Below are 14,867 nucleotides of genomic sequence, written 5' to 3'. Positions count from 1 at the left end.
TTCGTCAATTGCTTGCACGTCGCAGGGGGAGCGGGCAACAAGGGGCCGGGAAACGGAGTGACGGACATGAGTAAAAGCCTCAAGCGCGTGGTCAGGGCCTTGGAAGAGGCCGGGCTGGCGGCAGATGTGATGGAAATGGATGGCAGCACGCGGACGGCTGCGGAAGCGGCGGATCAGGCGGGATGCGAGATCGACCAGATCTGCAAATCGGTGATCTTCAAGGGTGAGGACAGCGGCGCGGCGCTATTGTTCATCACTGCAGGCGGCAATCAGGTGGATGCGGCCAAGGCCGGCGCGCTTGCGGGCGAGCCGCTTGGCAAGGCCGATGCGGGCCTGATCCGTGCACAGACCGGGTTCGCCATTGGCGGCGTCTCGCCCGTGGGGCATCTGAACCCGATCCGGGCCTGGTTCGATCCGCGCCTTTCTGTCTTTGACAAAGTCTATGCGGCGGCGGGCACCCCGCGCCATATCGTGCCGATCACGCCAGAAGATCTACTGCGTCTGACCGGTGCCGTTCCCGCCGATTTCACCGCCTAGAGATGCGCCAGAACGGACCGGGCTGCGCGCAAGCCCGGTGCCTCGCCCCCTGCCCCAATACGGTCCATGGTAACGTCCATCGCTTCGGTCTGGGCGGCGCGGGCGGCATCGTCAGTCAGCAGCTTTTCCAGCGCCGGAACGATCAGCTCGGGGCGGCATTCCGGTGACAGGAAGTCGGGCACATGGCGGGTTTCGGAGACCAGATTGACCAACGTCACCGTGTCGATCAACGCCGCCCGCTTCATCAGGAAGAACGACAGACGGTTCATGTCATAGGCCACCACCATCGGGGTGGCATTGGCCGCCAGTTCCAGCGAGACAGTGCCAGAGGCCGCCAAGGCCACGTCGGCGGCGCGGAAGGCCGCGCGTTTGTCTGCGGCGTAGCTGTCCGGGGCTTCGCTCGGGTCCAGCAGGATTGTCCTGACAGACCAGTTCGCGAGAGCGTCTCGCAAGGCAGGCGCCACATGCGCCACCGTCGGCAACACGGCTTGCAGCCCCGGTACCCGCGCCGAAAGCTGCGCCAGAACCTCGCCAAAGACGGGGGCAAGGCGCCCGACTTCGCTGCGCCGCGATCCGGGCAACATCAACAGCAAGGGCGCGTCAGGGGCGATGTCATAACGGGCGCGAAAGGCGGCGGCCTCGGTCTCGCTCGCTACGGGTTCGTTCACCACCGGGTGACCGACGAAATCGCAGGTCATGCCTGCGGCTTCCATATAAGGCGGCTCGAAGGGCAACAGTGCAAGCACATGATCCACATGCCGCGCCATCTTGGCCGCTCGCCCTGCCCTCCACGCCCAGACAGACGGAGCAACATAATGCATTGTGCGGATATGCGGCGCGGTTTCACGCACCTGCTTGGCCACGCGCAGGCAGAAATCCGGGCTGTCGATGGTGATCAGCGCGTCAGGGTTCAGCGCCACGACAGCCTCTGCCGCCTGCCGTTTCAACGCAAAGAGGTGGCGCAGTTTCGGCAGCACCTCCGCAATGCCCATGACCGCCAGTTCCTCCATTGGAAAGAGGCTGTCCAGCCCTTCGGCCTGCATCTGCGGCCCGCCGACCCCATGAAATATCACGTCCGGGTGCAGCTCCTTCACGCCGGCCATCAACGCGGCCCCCAGCCTGTCGCCAGAGGATTCACCCGCGATAAGGAACAGGCTTAGCGTCATGCTGCGGCCCAAAGCGAAATGCCCGAAGCCTCGCACGCCGTCTCCACCGCGTCACGGTCAAGGACCAGAACACTGCCAGCGGCAATCTCGATTCCCGATAGCCCGGCTTCAGCCGCCTTCATCACGGTCGCGGGGCCAATCACAGGGGTATCCATGCGCAGATCTTGCCCCGGCTTGGGCCGCTTGACCAGAACGCCACCCGATCCGGGCAGCGACACGCCGACAAAGCGCAGCATCGCGTCAGTGCCCTGAAGGGTCTCGATCCCGATCACCTGCCCCTTGGCGGCGACGGCCCCTTGCCCAACATCCAGTGGCCCGAGCGCGTCGAGCACAGACCGTGCGCGGGCGGCATCGCGGACCTGCGCGTCTGTCGGTGTGCCACTTATTGGCCCCTGTGCCGCCGTCAGATCCGGCCGAAGGTCGAGCGCGCCAATTACGCGGAACCCTTGCTCCTCGAAAATTTCTGCGATCACGCGCAACAAGGCATCATCACCCTGCGCCATTGCCCCGGCGACGCGGGGCATCAACGCCATGGTTACAGGGTCCATCAAGGCGGGGTCGAAGGCCGGACGGCTCAGCGCCCCGGCAAAGGCCAGGTCTTTGACGCCTGCCGCCCGCAGATCTGCAAAAAGTGCACCAAACCTTTCGAAGCGCGCCGGGATGTCAGGCGCGTCCAGCGGATCGTTCTCAACACCGGCCAACCGTACGATATGAGCCGGTCCAGCCTGCAACAAAAGCCCCGGTAGCGCGCCTGCGCCTGCGATGATTGCCCGCGCCATTCAACTTACCTCGGGGTCAGGAAAGACCGGTCGGTCTGACCCATGATGAACTCGACGATCTGGGTGACATGGGGAGAATCCGGATTGTCCTCGGACAGACGACGGGCACGATCCATAAAGGTGCCTTCCCCTTGCGCCAGTTGCTGGAAGGCGGCACGCAACGCGGTGATCTCGGCCCGATCAACGCCACGGCGTTTCAGGCCCACCAGATTAAGACCATCAAGTTCCCCGCGTGGCCCCTGAACCAGGCCATGAGGAATCACGTCATTTGTGACCATGGACAAGGCGCCGATAATTGCGCCCTTGCCGATGCGCACCCATTGGTGAATTCCGCACAGCCCGCCGATGATCACGTCATCTTCGATCACGCAGTGACCCGCAACAGCAGCAGAGTTCACTACGATCACCCGATCACCGACCTGCGCGTCATGGGCAATATGGCAACCGGCCATGAACAGGCCATCGTCGCCGATGCGCGTGACGCCGCCACCGCCTTCGGTGCCACAGTTCACGGTCACATGTTCGCGGATGCGGTTTCGCTGACCAATCACAAGGCGCGTATTCTCACCTTTGAACTTCAGATCCTGCGGGATCTCTCCGATCACCGCGAATGAGAAGATGGTCGTTTCATCGCCGACCTGTGTATTGCCGGTAACAACGACATGTGATTTCAGCACAACGCCGCGCCCAAGCACGACGTCAGGCCCGACCACGCAGAACGGGCCGATCCGGCAATCGGGGCCGATGACGGCACCCTGTTCGATCACGGCCGAGCTATGGATATCGGCACTGGCATCAATAGCCATTGGGCGCACTCCTAGGCGGGCAGATCCATCATTGCAGTGAATTCTGCCTCGCAAGCCAGCTCACCCTCCACCTCGGCGCGTCCCGCGAATTTCCAGACCTTGCCGCCAGGCTTGCCACGGATGACCGACACATTCAGTTCAAGCACATCGCCAGGAACCACCTTGCGGCGGAACTTCACACCGTCGATGCCCATGAAATAAACCAGCATGTTCTTGTCCGCCAAATCGGCCGAAACGCCGACCATGATCGCGGCGGCCTGCGCCATCGCTTCGATGATTGTGACACCAGGCATGATTGGCACACCGGGGAAATGACCCTGAAAATGCGGCTCGTTCATTGTTACGTTCTTTATGCCAACAGCACTTTGGAACGGAACGATATCGCGCACTTTGTCCACCAGAAGGAACGGATAGCGATGCGGGATGATCCGCTGGATCAGGTCGATATCGGCGGTTGTGGGTTTGTCGGCCGTCATAGGGCTGCGTTCCTTCTTGTTTACCTGTCTTGGTGGTAGCAATTCGGGCCGGAGCCGACAAGCAGCGGTTAGGGCGCGTTCGGGATTAGCCGGTCCAGGATCGGCTCTTCTCCGCCATCGCCCAGTTGAGCATTGACCCGCTGCAGCGCCATGTCCGTAACGTCGCCCCCTTCGGCCACATAAATCACAACTCGGGAATCGAGCACGGCAGACGCCCCGATCTCGGCCAACAGCGCCCGCAATATGGGTGTTGTCAGTTCGATGAACAGTTGCTCAGCCCCATCCGCCTGTAAGCTGAGCATTCGCAGCCGTTCCGATTGAACGGCGCGGATTTCTTCGACGCGGGTATCGAATTCTTCCGCTATAGGGCGGAATTCCTCAGCACTCATCGTTGCGCGCTGTTCTGTGAGGGATAGCTCCTCTTCCAGAAGCGCCGCCTCCAGTTCGCGATTCTGACGCGACAGGTCGCTGGACGCCTGCTCAAGCTCTGTCTGAACACGCTGACCGAACAGGGATTCCGAAAACAATCGTTCCTGGTTGAGAATTACAATCGGCGGCCCATCGACACGCCCGATCGACAGAGGTTGAGCGAAAACTGGCCCGGAAAGGGCCAGCATCGCGAGAGATATCAAGATGAGGCGCATTGCCCGTTGTCAGAACCGGGCTTCGACGGAGAAGTCAAAGCTGCGGGTCTGGTCATAAGACTGGCTTTGCAGCACATGGCTGAAGTTAAAGCGCAACGGACCAATCTGAGTATCCCAGAAGATCGAGACACCAACCGACTGACGAATATGCATATCGTCATCAACAAGCATACCGCCTTCGCCGACTACATCATCCAGCCCCCAAACGGACCCGATGTCATAAAACAGGCCGCCGGTGATCCCATATTCCTCGGGCAGACCAATGGGGAATGCCGTTTCGAACCGGGCCGCGAAATAGTAATTACCACCCAACGCATCGGTTGTTGCTGCATTAACATCGCGCGGACCAACACCGTTTCCATCGAAACCGCGCAGCTGGCGGCTGTTCAAGCCAAAGCGGTCGGTACGACGGCTATTGCCAGACAACATGTTCAATGCGCCGCCTTCCAAGGTCGCCCGCAAAGACACCTCTTCTCGCATGATTGTAGTTTCAGCTACGAAAGCCGCAGTGGTCCTGATGTAGTCGGAGTCACCACCAAGGCCGGCAAAGTCCTGACCAAAGCTAAAGCTGATCCCTGCATTAGGATTAAGCCCCGTACCGCGGGTGCTGTATGTATACGTGTAGCCAACAGAAGAGGTCAGCTGGGTTCCAGCTTCACGCTCAAGAATATCGGACGACGTGGTCGGCACGTCGAAGATGCTGTCCTCGGAGATGCGATAGTTCAAAGCCAAGCGGCTGTTTTCGGTCAGAGGAAAGGCGATCGAGGGACTAAACCCGACACTCCGCGTGCTGAACGTCGCATTTTGTTGCGTCGTGGTGGTGTAATACGCAGCAAGGCCAAGCCGAAGATCACGCCCCAAGAAGGCCGGTTCCGCGAACGAGAAGTTAAAGCTGCGCGACCCTTCTGACGTGTCGAAGCCAAAGTTCAGAGATTGCCCCCGCCCCAAAAAGTTGCGTTCTGAGAAGTTCACGGCAAGGCCGACACCAGTGTCGGTTGCAAAGTTCACGCCGAAGCCAAGTGAGCCTGTGGGTTGCTCAAAAACATCGACATCCAGAATAACCTGATCCGGTGTGGACCCAGGGCGGCTCTGGACCTGCGCGTCGGAGAAAAATCCGAGGGCGCGAATACGCTCGGCGCTTTGCCGTATTTCGCGCGGGTCCAGCGGATCGCCTTCGGCACTGCGGAACTGACGGCGGATTACCCGATCAAGGGTTGTGGCGTTACCTTCGATGTCGATGCGTTCGACAAAGACGCGATCTCCGCGGGTGATGACGAACTCGATATCAAGCGTCAGGTCGGCATCGTTACGCGTCACGCGGGGCTCAACGCGGACAAACCGAAGCCCCATGCTGGAGGCCAGGTTTTCCATCCGGGTGATCGTGCTGTCCACCAGCCGCGGCGAATAGGTAACGCCGGGGCGCACACGTATCGCATCCTGAAACGGACCTGCATCCACATCGGCAATCTCGCTGATGGTGGTGATTTCACCGAAGGAGAAGCTCTGCCCTTCACGGATATTGAACGTGATGAAATACGCGTTGCGTTCGCGCGCCAGTTCCGACGTCACGCTTTGCACCGAAAAGTCGATATAGCCCCGGTCACGGTAGAAGTCGGTCAGCAACTGCTGGTCAAAGGCGACACGATCCGCAACGAAGGTGTCGGATCCAATCAGTTGCCGGAAGATCCCTGCCTGAGTGCTTTCCAGAACACGGCGCAAGCGGCGATCGCTGAAATCGCGGTTGCCAACAAAGGCAATGCGTTCGGTTTCGACGACCCGGCCTTCGGTCACTTCAAACACAAGATCAACGCGGTTTTCTTCGCGACGGATGATCACCGGGGTTACGGTTGCGGTCAGACGGCCCTGAAGACGATATGCCTCAGTGATCGACGCGGCATCCTGCTCGGCCTGAGACGGGGAATACACACGACGTGGCTGCGAGGAGACAACCGTCATCAGCATATCATCTTCGAGACGGCGGTTTCCCTCGATATTGATGCGGTTGATCGTTGGGTATTCCTGCACGATGGCAACGAGAAGCGACCCACGTGGATCAAGTTCGGCGCTTTCGAACAGGCCGGAATTCTGAAGACGCTGATACGCGTCGTTCAACTGCGCGGCAGAAATCGTCTGACCGGCGGGAAGGTCAAGAAACGCGAGGATCGTGGCAGGATCGACACGGTCATTCCCTTCGACGGAAAACGAGGTGAAGCGGTAGGTCTGCGCCTGAGCATCGCCCGGCACCAGAATCAGCCCTGCCATAAATACGGCAAGAACGGCGGCAAAACGCCTGAAACTACCGGAAAAACCCGTTATCACATCCATCGAATCCGCCCCGCCAAGTATCTAAGCTATAGAAAGCTCTATCGTGCGAGGTGGGGCTTGTCAAAACGCGTTAACCCACGGTGTAGGAGTAATTCCTGACCGTGGCACAAGATATACATTATTCGGGTGTTGAATCGCCAAACCGGCGGCCTGACCGGCGCCGGTTTGCATCGTATCGTGGCCCTGGCAGGGGCCGACAATCTTGGAATTCAGAGTGTGACCAGCCAGGCGGCCACGGTCAAGGCGCCGACAATCGTCACTGGCACCAGGAACCGGTCGATATTCACCTCTACGAAGAAGCTGAAGCTGCGGTAGCTGTTGTTGATCACTCTCATGGGTCTTGCCTCGGTCTGTCTACGGGCGGATTGCCCTTGCAGCACCAAGACTCGCGGTCAATTGGGGCGGGAGTTGGGCATGGCCTTGACGCTTTTGCGAATTGTTTCGCTTTTTAGGAGATTTGCCCAACATGCCCAACCTGTCCTGCCGGGTTACGGGCAGAACAGGTCATTTGTCAGGGCAAACAGCATCAGCGACAGGATCAGCGTCAAGCCAACGGTCATAAAGATCCGCAGCGCTTTGTCCGAGGGCGGGCGCCCTGCCACGGCCTCGAACGCATGGAACAGAAGATGACCACCATCCAGAACCGGAATCGGGAAGAGATTCAGCAATCCAACGGCTGTAGACAGAACCGCCACGAACCAGAAGAAACTGTCCAGCCCTTGGCTGGCTGCCGCCCCCGAGGTTTCAGCGATGCCAATCGGGCCTTGCAGGTTACAGCTGGAAATCGCTCCGGTGATCATGTGCCAAAGCCCTGACAGCGATGTTTGGATCACATTCACAACCGTTGCTGCGCCAGCGGTGATCGCTGATCCGAACCCGACATGGGTGATCTCCGGACCAAAAAACAGCCCGCCAGTGACACCGATCAGCCAGCGGGTTTCGAACCCGCCCTCGGGCGATGGAAGATCCATACGGCGCGGGGCAAGAGTGATGTCGATCAATTCGCCAGAGCGCCAGACCTCCAATGCAAGATCCGCGCCCTGTGAAGCCTCAACCGCCGTCCGCAATTGCTCGAACGCATAAACCGGATCGCCATTGATTGTGCGGATGACATCGCCGCGTTCAAGGCCCGCATCCATCGCGGCAGACCGCGGTGTGATGCTCTCAACCACGGGGATCAAAGGAAAATTGGCCTGAACCGTCATGGCAGAACCATCGCGCTGGATGTCATAATTCAGGCTGGCAGCCGGGGCGAGCGTGCGGCCAAGCTCGAACACATCGGCAAGGCTTTCGACGGGCTGGCCCTCGATCGCGGTAATTCGGTCGCCCTGTTGCAACAGCTGCATCTCGGCGGGCATCGGGCGCAAGTCACCCACGACCGGTTCGTCGGACGCCTGACCGGAAAACATCATCACGCCCGCAAACACTATGATCGACAGGATGAAGTTGAAAACAGGCCCGGCCGCGACGGTGGCAGCCCGCGCCCATAGCGGCGCGCCATGCATCGACCGGCGCCGCTCGTTGGCGTCAAGCGCATCCAAGGCGGCCGCATCCTTGCCCGATGCCGCATCCGCGTCGCCAAGGAACTTCACGTAGCCGCCGAATGGCAACGCCGCGATCTGCCACTTGGTTCCGCGTCGATCCACTCGGGAAAAAAGCACCGGACCGAAGCCGAGCGAGAACACTTCCGCGTGGATTCCCGACCAGCGCCCCACGATGTAATGGCCGTATTCATGGATCGCGACGATGATCGACAACGCCGCAACAAAGGCCAAAATGGTAAAGGCAAAGCCACCAAAGGTGGGGATAAGATCGGTCACGCGGTCTGCTCCTGTCTGGGTTTGGCCAGGTCTTCTGCCCGGATCCGTGTCAGATGGTCGGTTTGCAGCACTGTCTCAAGGCTGTCCATGGCATCGGTAAGACGAATTTCGCGCGACATCGCGTCAAGTGTCGCCTCTACCAGTCCCGCCATGTCGGTAAACCGGATGTTTCCGGCGATGAAATGATCGAGCGCCACCTCTTTCGCGGCATTGAACACCGTCCCTGCCCCGCCGCCGGTTTCCATGACCTGCCGCGCCAAGCGCAACGCGGGAAACCGCGTTTCGTCCGCCGGGCGGAAATCTAGCGTCGCAAGCTTGGCAAGGTCGATTCGATCCACTGGCAAGTTCCGCCGTTCAGGCCAGTGCAGCGCATAGCCGATGGCATGGCGCATATCGGGCGCGCCCAGATGCGCCATCAGCGCCCCGTCATTGAACCCCACAAGCGCATGAACAATGCTCTGAGGGTGAATGACGGTGTCGATCTTTTCCGGGCTGATCCCAAAAAACTCGCGGGTCTCGATCAGCTCTAGCGCCTTGTTGAACATCGAGGCCGAGTCGATGGTGATCCGCTTGCCCATGTCCCAGTTGGGATGCTTGCAGGCGTCGGCAACGGTCGCTTGTGCAAGCCGTTCAAGCGGCCAATCGCGCAGCGCGCCGCCCGAGGCCGTGATGATGATCCGCTCGACTGCGGCCATATCCTCGCCCACCAATGCCTGGAACACGGCGGAATGCTCGCTGTCCACGGGTAGAATGCGGGCGCCATGGGCGCGGGCTTCTGCCATTAACAGCGGTCCGGCGGTCACAAGGCTTTCCTTGTTGGCCAGTGCCAAAGTCCGCCCGTGTCGCAGCGCGTGAAACCCAGGTGCAAGCCCCGCAGCGCCGACAATCGCGGACATGGTCCAGTCGGCGGGCCGGTCAGCCGCTTCAATCAACGCCTTTTCCCCTGCTGCCACAGCAATCGTGGTGCCAGACAGCGCCTCTCGCAGCGCAGGAAGGCAATCGTCAAAACAGGTGACGGCAATCTCGGCATTGAATTCGCGGGCGTCTGCGGCAAGCTGCGCCACATTGCGCCCACCAGTCAGTGCCACAATGCGATAGCCCCCCCGATCGCGCCGGATAAGGTCGAGCGTGCTTTGCCCGATTGACCCGGTGGCCCCGAAGATGCTGACCGAACGGCTCACATCAACAGGCCCCCGACCGTGGCCATGGCCAGCGTCGCAACGGCACCTGCGCCGGTCATTCCGTCAAACCGGTCCAGCACGCCGCCGTGGCCAGGAATGAGGTTGGAGGCGTCCTTGACGCCCACATGCCTCTTGATTGCGCTTTCCACCACATCGCCCATCTGCGAGGCCAGCGACAATAGCGGCGCGATCAGCAGGACCATGACAGGTTCAAATCCGAGCAGCCCCCAGGCCACGGCAGCAGAGGCGATCCAGCCTGCAATGGTGCCGGACCATGTTTTCTTGGGGCTGACCTGTGGCCAGAATTTTGGCCCGCCGATGATACGCCCCGCGAAATAGCCTGCGATATCGGTTGCGACCACGACGCCCACAAGGAACGCAACGAAGATCAGTCCATACATGATCCGCAAATAGAACATGCCGGCGACAGCAAAGAGGAAGAACATACCGTAGAGCACGAAGATCCAACGGTTTTGCGCCTCGACATTCTGCACACCGCCCCAAAGGGCCAGCCCAAGGAACGGAACAATCCAAGGCGTGAGATAAATGGAATCGAGAAAACCCTCGCCGGTAGCAAAGGTGAATATCTGGGCAAAACAGGTCGCGAAGATTGCCGTTGCAGCAAGCCCCCCGGCACGAACGGGAGCTTGCCCCCCAAGCAGGCGATGCAATTCCCAGATGCCGAAACCGCCAAGCACGACCAATCCAATGAGAAGCGGATAGCCACCCACATAAATCAATCCGAACCCTACAGCTGCCAATGCAACACCAGAGGCCACGCGCGGCCCCAGATCGCCCCATTTTCCCGCGCCGCTCATGCCTTCACCGCACCAAAGCGGCGGTCGCGCTGACCGTAGCGGGCCAAAACCTTGGCAAATTCTTCATCCGAAAAATCGGGCCAGAGCGTGTCAATGAACTCGTATTCCGCATAGGCTGACTGCCAGAGCAGGAAGTTGGAAATACGTGCCTCGCCAGAGGTGCGGATCACCAGATCCGGGTCTGGCAGGTAGCAGGTGTCCAGGTAACGTGGCAGTGTCTCGCCATCGACATCTTCCGGCTTCAGCTTGCCCGCCGCCACATCCTGCGCCAGTCGTTTGGTGGCGCGTGCCACCTCGTCCCGACCGCCATAATTCAGAGCGATGGTCAGATTGACGCCGGTATTATCGGCAGTCAGAAGTTCCAGATTGTCCATCATGTCCTGGAGCCGCGGCTCCAGCCGGACCCGGTCTCCGATGAAGCGAACCCGGACGTTCTTGGCGTGCAATTCCTGCGCTTTGTTGGTGATGAAGCGCTTGAAAAGGCGCATCAGCCCGGCAACTTCGGTTTGGGTACGTTTCCAGTTCTCGGTCGAAAAGGCAAAGATCGTCAGGTACTTGACGCCCAAGGGGGTGCAGGCCTCGACGATTTCCTGAACACGGCGCGCCCCGGCGTGGTGGCCCACCAGACGCGGACGACCGCGCTGTTTGGCCCACCGGCCATTGCCATCCATGATGATCGCCACATGGCGTGGGGTGCTGCTTTCTTGGTCCTTAGGGGCCATCGGCCTTCCCCACTGGGCGATCACACAGGTCCTCAGACCTGCATGATCTCTTCCTGTTTGGTAGCCAGGAAGGCGTCGACCTTGGCAATATGGGCATCGGTGAGGTCCTGGACCTCGCTTTCCCATAGCTTCTGGTCATCCTCAGACATGCCGTTTGCCTTGGCCTTCTTGACCTGATCCATACCATCACGTCGTACATTGCGGATCGCAACGCGGGCGTGTTCGGCATAGTTTCCGGCCACCTTGGTCAGTTCGCGGCGGCGCTCCTCGTTCAATTCCGGGATCGGCAGCATGATGATGGTGCCGTTCATCTGCGGATTGATGCCAAGGCCGCTTTCGCGAATGGCCTTCTCCACCTTGTTCACCATCGACTTGTCCCAGACATTGATGGTGACCATGCGCGGCTCAGGCACGTTTACCGTGCCCACCTGGTTGATCGGTGTCATCTGGCCATAGGCCTCAACCTGCACCGGCTCCAGCATCGCGGCGGATGCCCGACCCGTGCGCAATGATGCAAATTCCGTTCTGAGGGACGCCAAAGCGCCATCCATCCGGCGGCTCAGATCGTCCAGATCAATCTCGATATCGTCCTCGGACATGCCCGTTACTCCGTCAGGTCTTGATCGTTGATTGGGTTCTACCCCGTTCACAGCACCTTTGTATAGGTGCCTTCCCCGGCAAGGATACCTTTGAAGCCGCCGGGCTCGTCCAGGCTGAAGACAATGATCGGCATGTCATTCTCTCGCGCGAGCGCAATGGCCGAGGCATCCATGACGCCCAGATGCTGCGCCAGCACGTCGTCATAGGAAATCGTGTCATAGCGTTCTGCGTCTTCGTATTTGACCGGATCCTTGTCATAGACCCCGTCAACTTTGGTGCCCTTGAAGATCGCCTGACAGTTCATTTCATTGGCGCGCAGCGTTGCAGCGGTGTCGGTGGTGAAATAGGGGTTGCCGGTACCGGCGGCAAAGATCACCACGCGCTTTTTTTCCAGGTGGCGCACAGCGCGGCGGCGGATGTATGGCTCGCAGACCTGATCCATCGGAATGGCGCTGATGACGCGGGTGTGGATGCCCAGTTTTTCCAGAGCGCCCTGCATCGCCAGCGCGTTCATGACCGTGGCCAGCATCCCCATGTAGTCTGCCGTCGCCCGTTCCATCCCCTGGGCGCTGCCCTGGAGGCCGCGGAAAATGTTGCCGCCACCGATGACCATGCAGATTTCCACGCCCATGGAATGCACCGACTGCACTTCCTTGGCGATACGCTCGACGGTCGGGGGATGCAGCCCATAGCCCTGATCGCCCATCAACGCCTCTCCCGAGATTTTCAGCATGACGCGGGAATAGGCGGGTGCGGATGCGGTGTCGGAGGGCATGGGGAATCCTTGATTGGCGATGATAGGACTGGCGCTGGATGTGCCACAAGTTTGGGCCGCTTTGCGACCGGGCGCAACATGGCCTAAATAGCGTGCAGGTTCAACGGTCAATCGGATGTGTTTCGGAACCGGAGACAGAAGATAGGGACGGCCCGTACAGCATTGATAAATATAAATACATTTTCTGCCGAGCAGCCGATTCTGATCGCCGGCCCGACCGCGTCTGGCAAATCCGCCCTGGCGCTGGAAATCGCTGATCGGCAAGGCGGACGGATCGTCAATGCCGATGCGTTGCAGGTCTATGACGGCTGGCGCGTTCTAACCGCGCGCCCTATGCCCGAGGAGGAAGCCGCCGCGCCCCATGCGCTTTTTGGCCATGTGCCCTTTGACGCCGAGTATTCCACCGGCCACTGGTTGCGAGACGTGCTGCCGTTGCTGGCAGACGGGCTTCGCCCGATCATTGTCGGCGGCACCGGGCTGAACTTCTCGGCCCTGACGGAAGGCCTGGCCGAAATTCCGCCAACCCCAACGGACATCCGGGCGGAGGCCGATGCGCTGGAGCCCGCTGAGATGCTGGCGACGCTTGATCGCCATGACCCCGTGATCGCTGCCCGCATCGACCGGCAAAATCCCATGCGAATTCAGCGCGCGTGGGAAGTGCTCCGCGCCACCGGACGGCCGCTGTCTGATTGGCAAGCAGAGACACCCGCCCCCGCTCTGCCCCTTGCGAGTGCGCAGCCCTTGCTGCTGGACGCTGACCGCGACTGGCTGGCGGAGCGAATCGAACGGCGGTTTGACCTGATGCTTGCAGGTGGGGCACTGGAAGAGGCGCGTGCGCTGGAACCTGACTGGCATCGCGCCGCCGGTGCCGCGAAGGCCATTGGCGGGCCAGAGCTGATCGCGGTCATTCGTGGCGAGATGTCTTTGGACGACGCCCGCGAGGCTGCCATCATCGGCAGCCGACAATACGCCAAACGCCAGCGCACCTGGTTTCGGGCCCGGATGCGGGACTGGCAGGCGATATCCCTGCCCTGAGACGCCCCGAAAGTTTTTGCCAACAGATCACTTTCCTTAACAGGAATCTGCGCCTAGGCTCCGCTCCATGTCTCAGGTCTACCGTGTCACATCGCTGGCCAAGTTGCGCAGCGCTGCCCCTTGGCGGCATGCGACGCTGCATTCTCATCCACGACCGCAGCTGTTCTGGTTCACGCGTGGTCAGGGGCGGTTTTCCATCGGCGCGGTGACGCGGGGCTATGGCCCCAATACCGTGGTGTTCATCCCGGCTGCCACGATGATGTCGCTGGAACTGTCAACGCAGGTTCAGGGTGAGCTTTTGGAACTGCCGCTTGACCCGACGCTCAACCTGCCAACGGTGCCCTTTCACGTTCGAGTGACCAGCGTCGAGGCGCAATCGCAGTTTTCCGGCTATCTCGACAAGATCGAACAGGAACTGGCCGCCCGTGCCGTTTCCTGGGACGAGGCCTTGCGCGCCTATGGCCTTCTGGTCTCGGTCTGGGTCGCTCGGCAGCTGGCCATTCACGACGGGACCATCCTGCGCGATCGCACCCATATCCTTGCCGAAAAATACGCAACCCTTGTCGAACGAGGTTTTCGCACCGGCAAGGGCGTGGCGGACTATGCCGAACAGCTTGGCGTCACGCCAACGCATTTGTCCCGCATTTGCAGGGATGCATCGGGGCGCCCGGCACTGGCCATCTTGCAGGAACGCATCGTCCATGAAGCCTGCCTAATGCTGGTAGACTCGGACATGGCCGCCCGCGATATCGCCTCGGAACTTGGGTTCTCATCGGCCGCGTATTTCACACGCGCCTTTTCTAAACTGACCGGGCGAACCCCGTCGGACTTTCGAAAGCTGCCACCTGCGCAGCAGATTCTGATCTCAGGCTGATCCCGTGACCCGCGGCCAATGCCGCAGCTGCACAGGACACAGAAAGCCAAGCGTGTCGCATTTAATCGATCCGCATGTCGCAAAATGACAAAAAAAGACATGACGGCACCATTGACGCATGGGCTGTAAAGGTGCGCTAATGCTCTTCGTAACCGATCTTTGGGCTCAGCTGCTCTCTGACCTGAAGGCGGGCAAAAAACAAGAGAGTGTGTCACAGGGAGACGACAATGACGCAACAATCCACCTCTTTCCTCAAAACGCATCCGGCAGCGGAAATGTATGCGGAGGAATACAAAAAAGGCCAAATGA

The 14,867-nt window shown here is 60.2% G+C and carries 16 protein-coding genes; 3 read left to right on the top strand and 13 right to left on the bottom strand.

Features of this window, described 5'->3' with window-relative positions; translation table 11 throughout:
- Window positions 1-66: 66 nt before the first annotated feature.
- Entirely contained in the window at window positions 67-537 is a 471-nt protein-coding gene (locus ACROHD_RS02955; RefSeq protein ID WP_432675835.1) for a YbaK/EbsC family protein, read from the top strand.
- Here the strand turns inward: ACROHD_RS02955 and lpxB are convergent.
- The 13 genes from lpxB to pyrH form a co-directional block, all read right to left on the bottom strand.
- The gene (lpxB, locus tag ACROHD_RS02950; RefSeq protein ID WP_432676015.1) at window positions 534-1,703 is read right to left on the bottom strand and encodes a lipid-A-disaccharide synthase; all 1,170 of its coding nucleotides are present in this window, start codon (window positions 1,701-1,703) and stop codon (window positions 534-536) included. The genes ACROHD_RS02955 and lpxB overlap by 4 nt on opposite strands.
- On the bottom strand, window positions 1,700-2,482 hold the full coding sequence (locus ACROHD_RS02945) for an LpxI family protein (RefSeq protein WP_432675834.1): 783 nt from the start codon (window positions 2,480-2,482) through the stop codon (window positions 1,700-1,702). The genes lpxB and ACROHD_RS02945 overlap by 4 nt, the downstream gene beginning before the upstream one ends.
- Window positions 2,483-2,487: 5 nt before the next feature.
- Complete coding sequence (gene lpxA / locus ACROHD_RS02940; protein WP_432675833.1) at window positions 2,488-3,288, bottom strand: acyl-ACP--UDP-N-acetylglucosamine O-acyltransferase; 801 nt, start codon at window positions 3,286-3,288, stop codon at window positions 2,488-2,490.
- 11 nt (window positions 3,289-3,299) lie between these two features.
- Window positions 3,300-3,764, bottom strand: a complete 465-nt coding sequence (gene fabZ, locus ACROHD_RS02935; RefSeq protein ID WP_432675832.1) for a 3-hydroxyacyl-ACP dehydratase FabZ — start codon at window positions 3,762-3,764, stop codon at window positions 3,300-3,302.
- Window positions 3,765-3,832: 68 nt separating this feature from the next.
- Complete coding sequence (locus ACROHD_RS02930) at window positions 3,833-4,408, bottom strand: OmpH/Skp family outer membrane protein (RefSeq protein WP_432675831.1); 576 nt, start codon at window positions 4,406-4,408, stop codon at window positions 3,833-3,835.
- A gap of 9 nt (window positions 4,409-4,417) precedes the next feature.
- Complete coding sequence (gene bamA, locus ACROHD_RS02925; RefSeq protein ID WP_432675830.1) at window positions 4,418-6,670, bottom strand: outer membrane protein assembly factor BamA; 2,253 nt, start codon at window positions 6,668-6,670, stop codon at window positions 4,418-4,420.
- Between the two features lie 272 nt (window positions 6,671-6,942).
- Entirely contained in the window at window positions 6,943-7,068 is a 126-nt protein-coding gene (locus ACROHD_RS02920) for a hypothetical protein (protein ID WP_432675829.1), read from the bottom strand.
- A 153-nt stretch (window positions 7,069-7,221) separates the two neighbouring features.
- Window positions 7,222-8,553 carry an RIP metalloprotease RseP gene (gene rseP, locus ACROHD_RS02915; protein ID WP_432675828.1) on the bottom strand — a complete coding sequence of 444 codons (1,332 nt, stop codon included), beginning with the start codon at window positions 8,551-8,553 and terminating at the stop codon, window positions 7,222-7,224.
- Entirely contained in the window at window positions 8,550-9,734 is a 1,185-nt protein-coding gene (dxr, locus tag ACROHD_RS02910) for a 1-deoxy-D-xylulose-5-phosphate reductoisomerase (protein WP_432675827.1), read from the bottom strand. The genes rseP and dxr overlap by 4 nt, the downstream gene beginning before the upstream one ends.
- The gene (locus ACROHD_RS02905) at window positions 9,731-10,552 is read right to left on the bottom strand and encodes a phosphatidate cytidylyltransferase (RefSeq protein WP_432675826.1); all 822 of its coding nucleotides are present in this window, start codon (window positions 10,550-10,552) and stop codon (window positions 9,731-9,733) included. The genes dxr and ACROHD_RS02905 overlap by 4 nt, the downstream gene beginning before the upstream one ends.
- Window positions 10,549-11,274 carry an undecaprenyl pyrophosphate synthase gene (uppS, locus tag ACROHD_RS02900; RefSeq protein WP_432675825.1) on the bottom strand — a complete coding sequence of 242 codons (726 nt, stop codon included), beginning with the start codon at window positions 11,272-11,274 and terminating at the stop codon, window positions 10,549-10,551. Before uppS ends, ACROHD_RS02905 begins: the two co-directional genes overlap by 4 nt.
- A gap of 32 nt (window positions 11,275-11,306) precedes the next feature.
- Window positions 11,307-11,873, bottom strand: coding sequence for a ribosome recycling factor (gene frr / locus ACROHD_RS02895; protein ID WP_432675824.1), 567 nt, complete (start codon window positions 11,871-11,873; stop codon window positions 11,307-11,309).
- Window positions 11,874-11,920: 47 nt separating this feature from the next.
- Window positions 11,921-12,649, bottom strand: coding sequence for a UMP kinase (gene pyrH / locus ACROHD_RS02890; protein WP_432675823.1), 729 nt, complete (start codon window positions 12,647-12,649; stop codon window positions 11,921-11,923).
- A gap of 162 nt (window positions 12,650-12,811) precedes the next feature.
- Here pyrH and miaA point away from each other — a divergent pair, with 162 nt between their 5' ends.
- Together miaA and ACROHD_RS02880 are read left to right on the top strand one after the other, a co-directional pair.
- A complete protein-coding gene (gene miaA / locus ACROHD_RS02885) occupies window positions 12,812-13,684 on the top strand; it encodes a tRNA (adenosine(37)-N6)-dimethylallyltransferase MiaA (RefSeq protein WP_432675822.1) in 873 nt (290 codons plus the stop codon).
- Window positions 13,685-13,751: 67 nt separating this feature from the next.
- Window positions 13,752-14,558, top strand: a complete 807-nt coding sequence (locus ACROHD_RS02880) for a helix-turn-helix domain-containing protein (RefSeq protein ID WP_432675821.1) — start codon at window positions 13,752-13,754, stop codon at window positions 14,556-14,558.
- The last annotated feature ends 309 nt before the right edge of the window (window positions 14,559-14,867 follow it).

The sequence above is a fragment of the Nioella aestuarii genome, assembly GCF_050896395.1.
In the GTDB taxonomy this organism is placed as follows: Bacteria; Pseudomonadota; Alphaproteobacteria; order Rhodobacterales; family Rhodobacteraceae; genus Nioella; species Nioella aestuarii.
The sequence above is the reverse complement of the archived record's forward strand: the minus strand, read 5'-3'. Positions and strand labels throughout refer to the sequence as shown.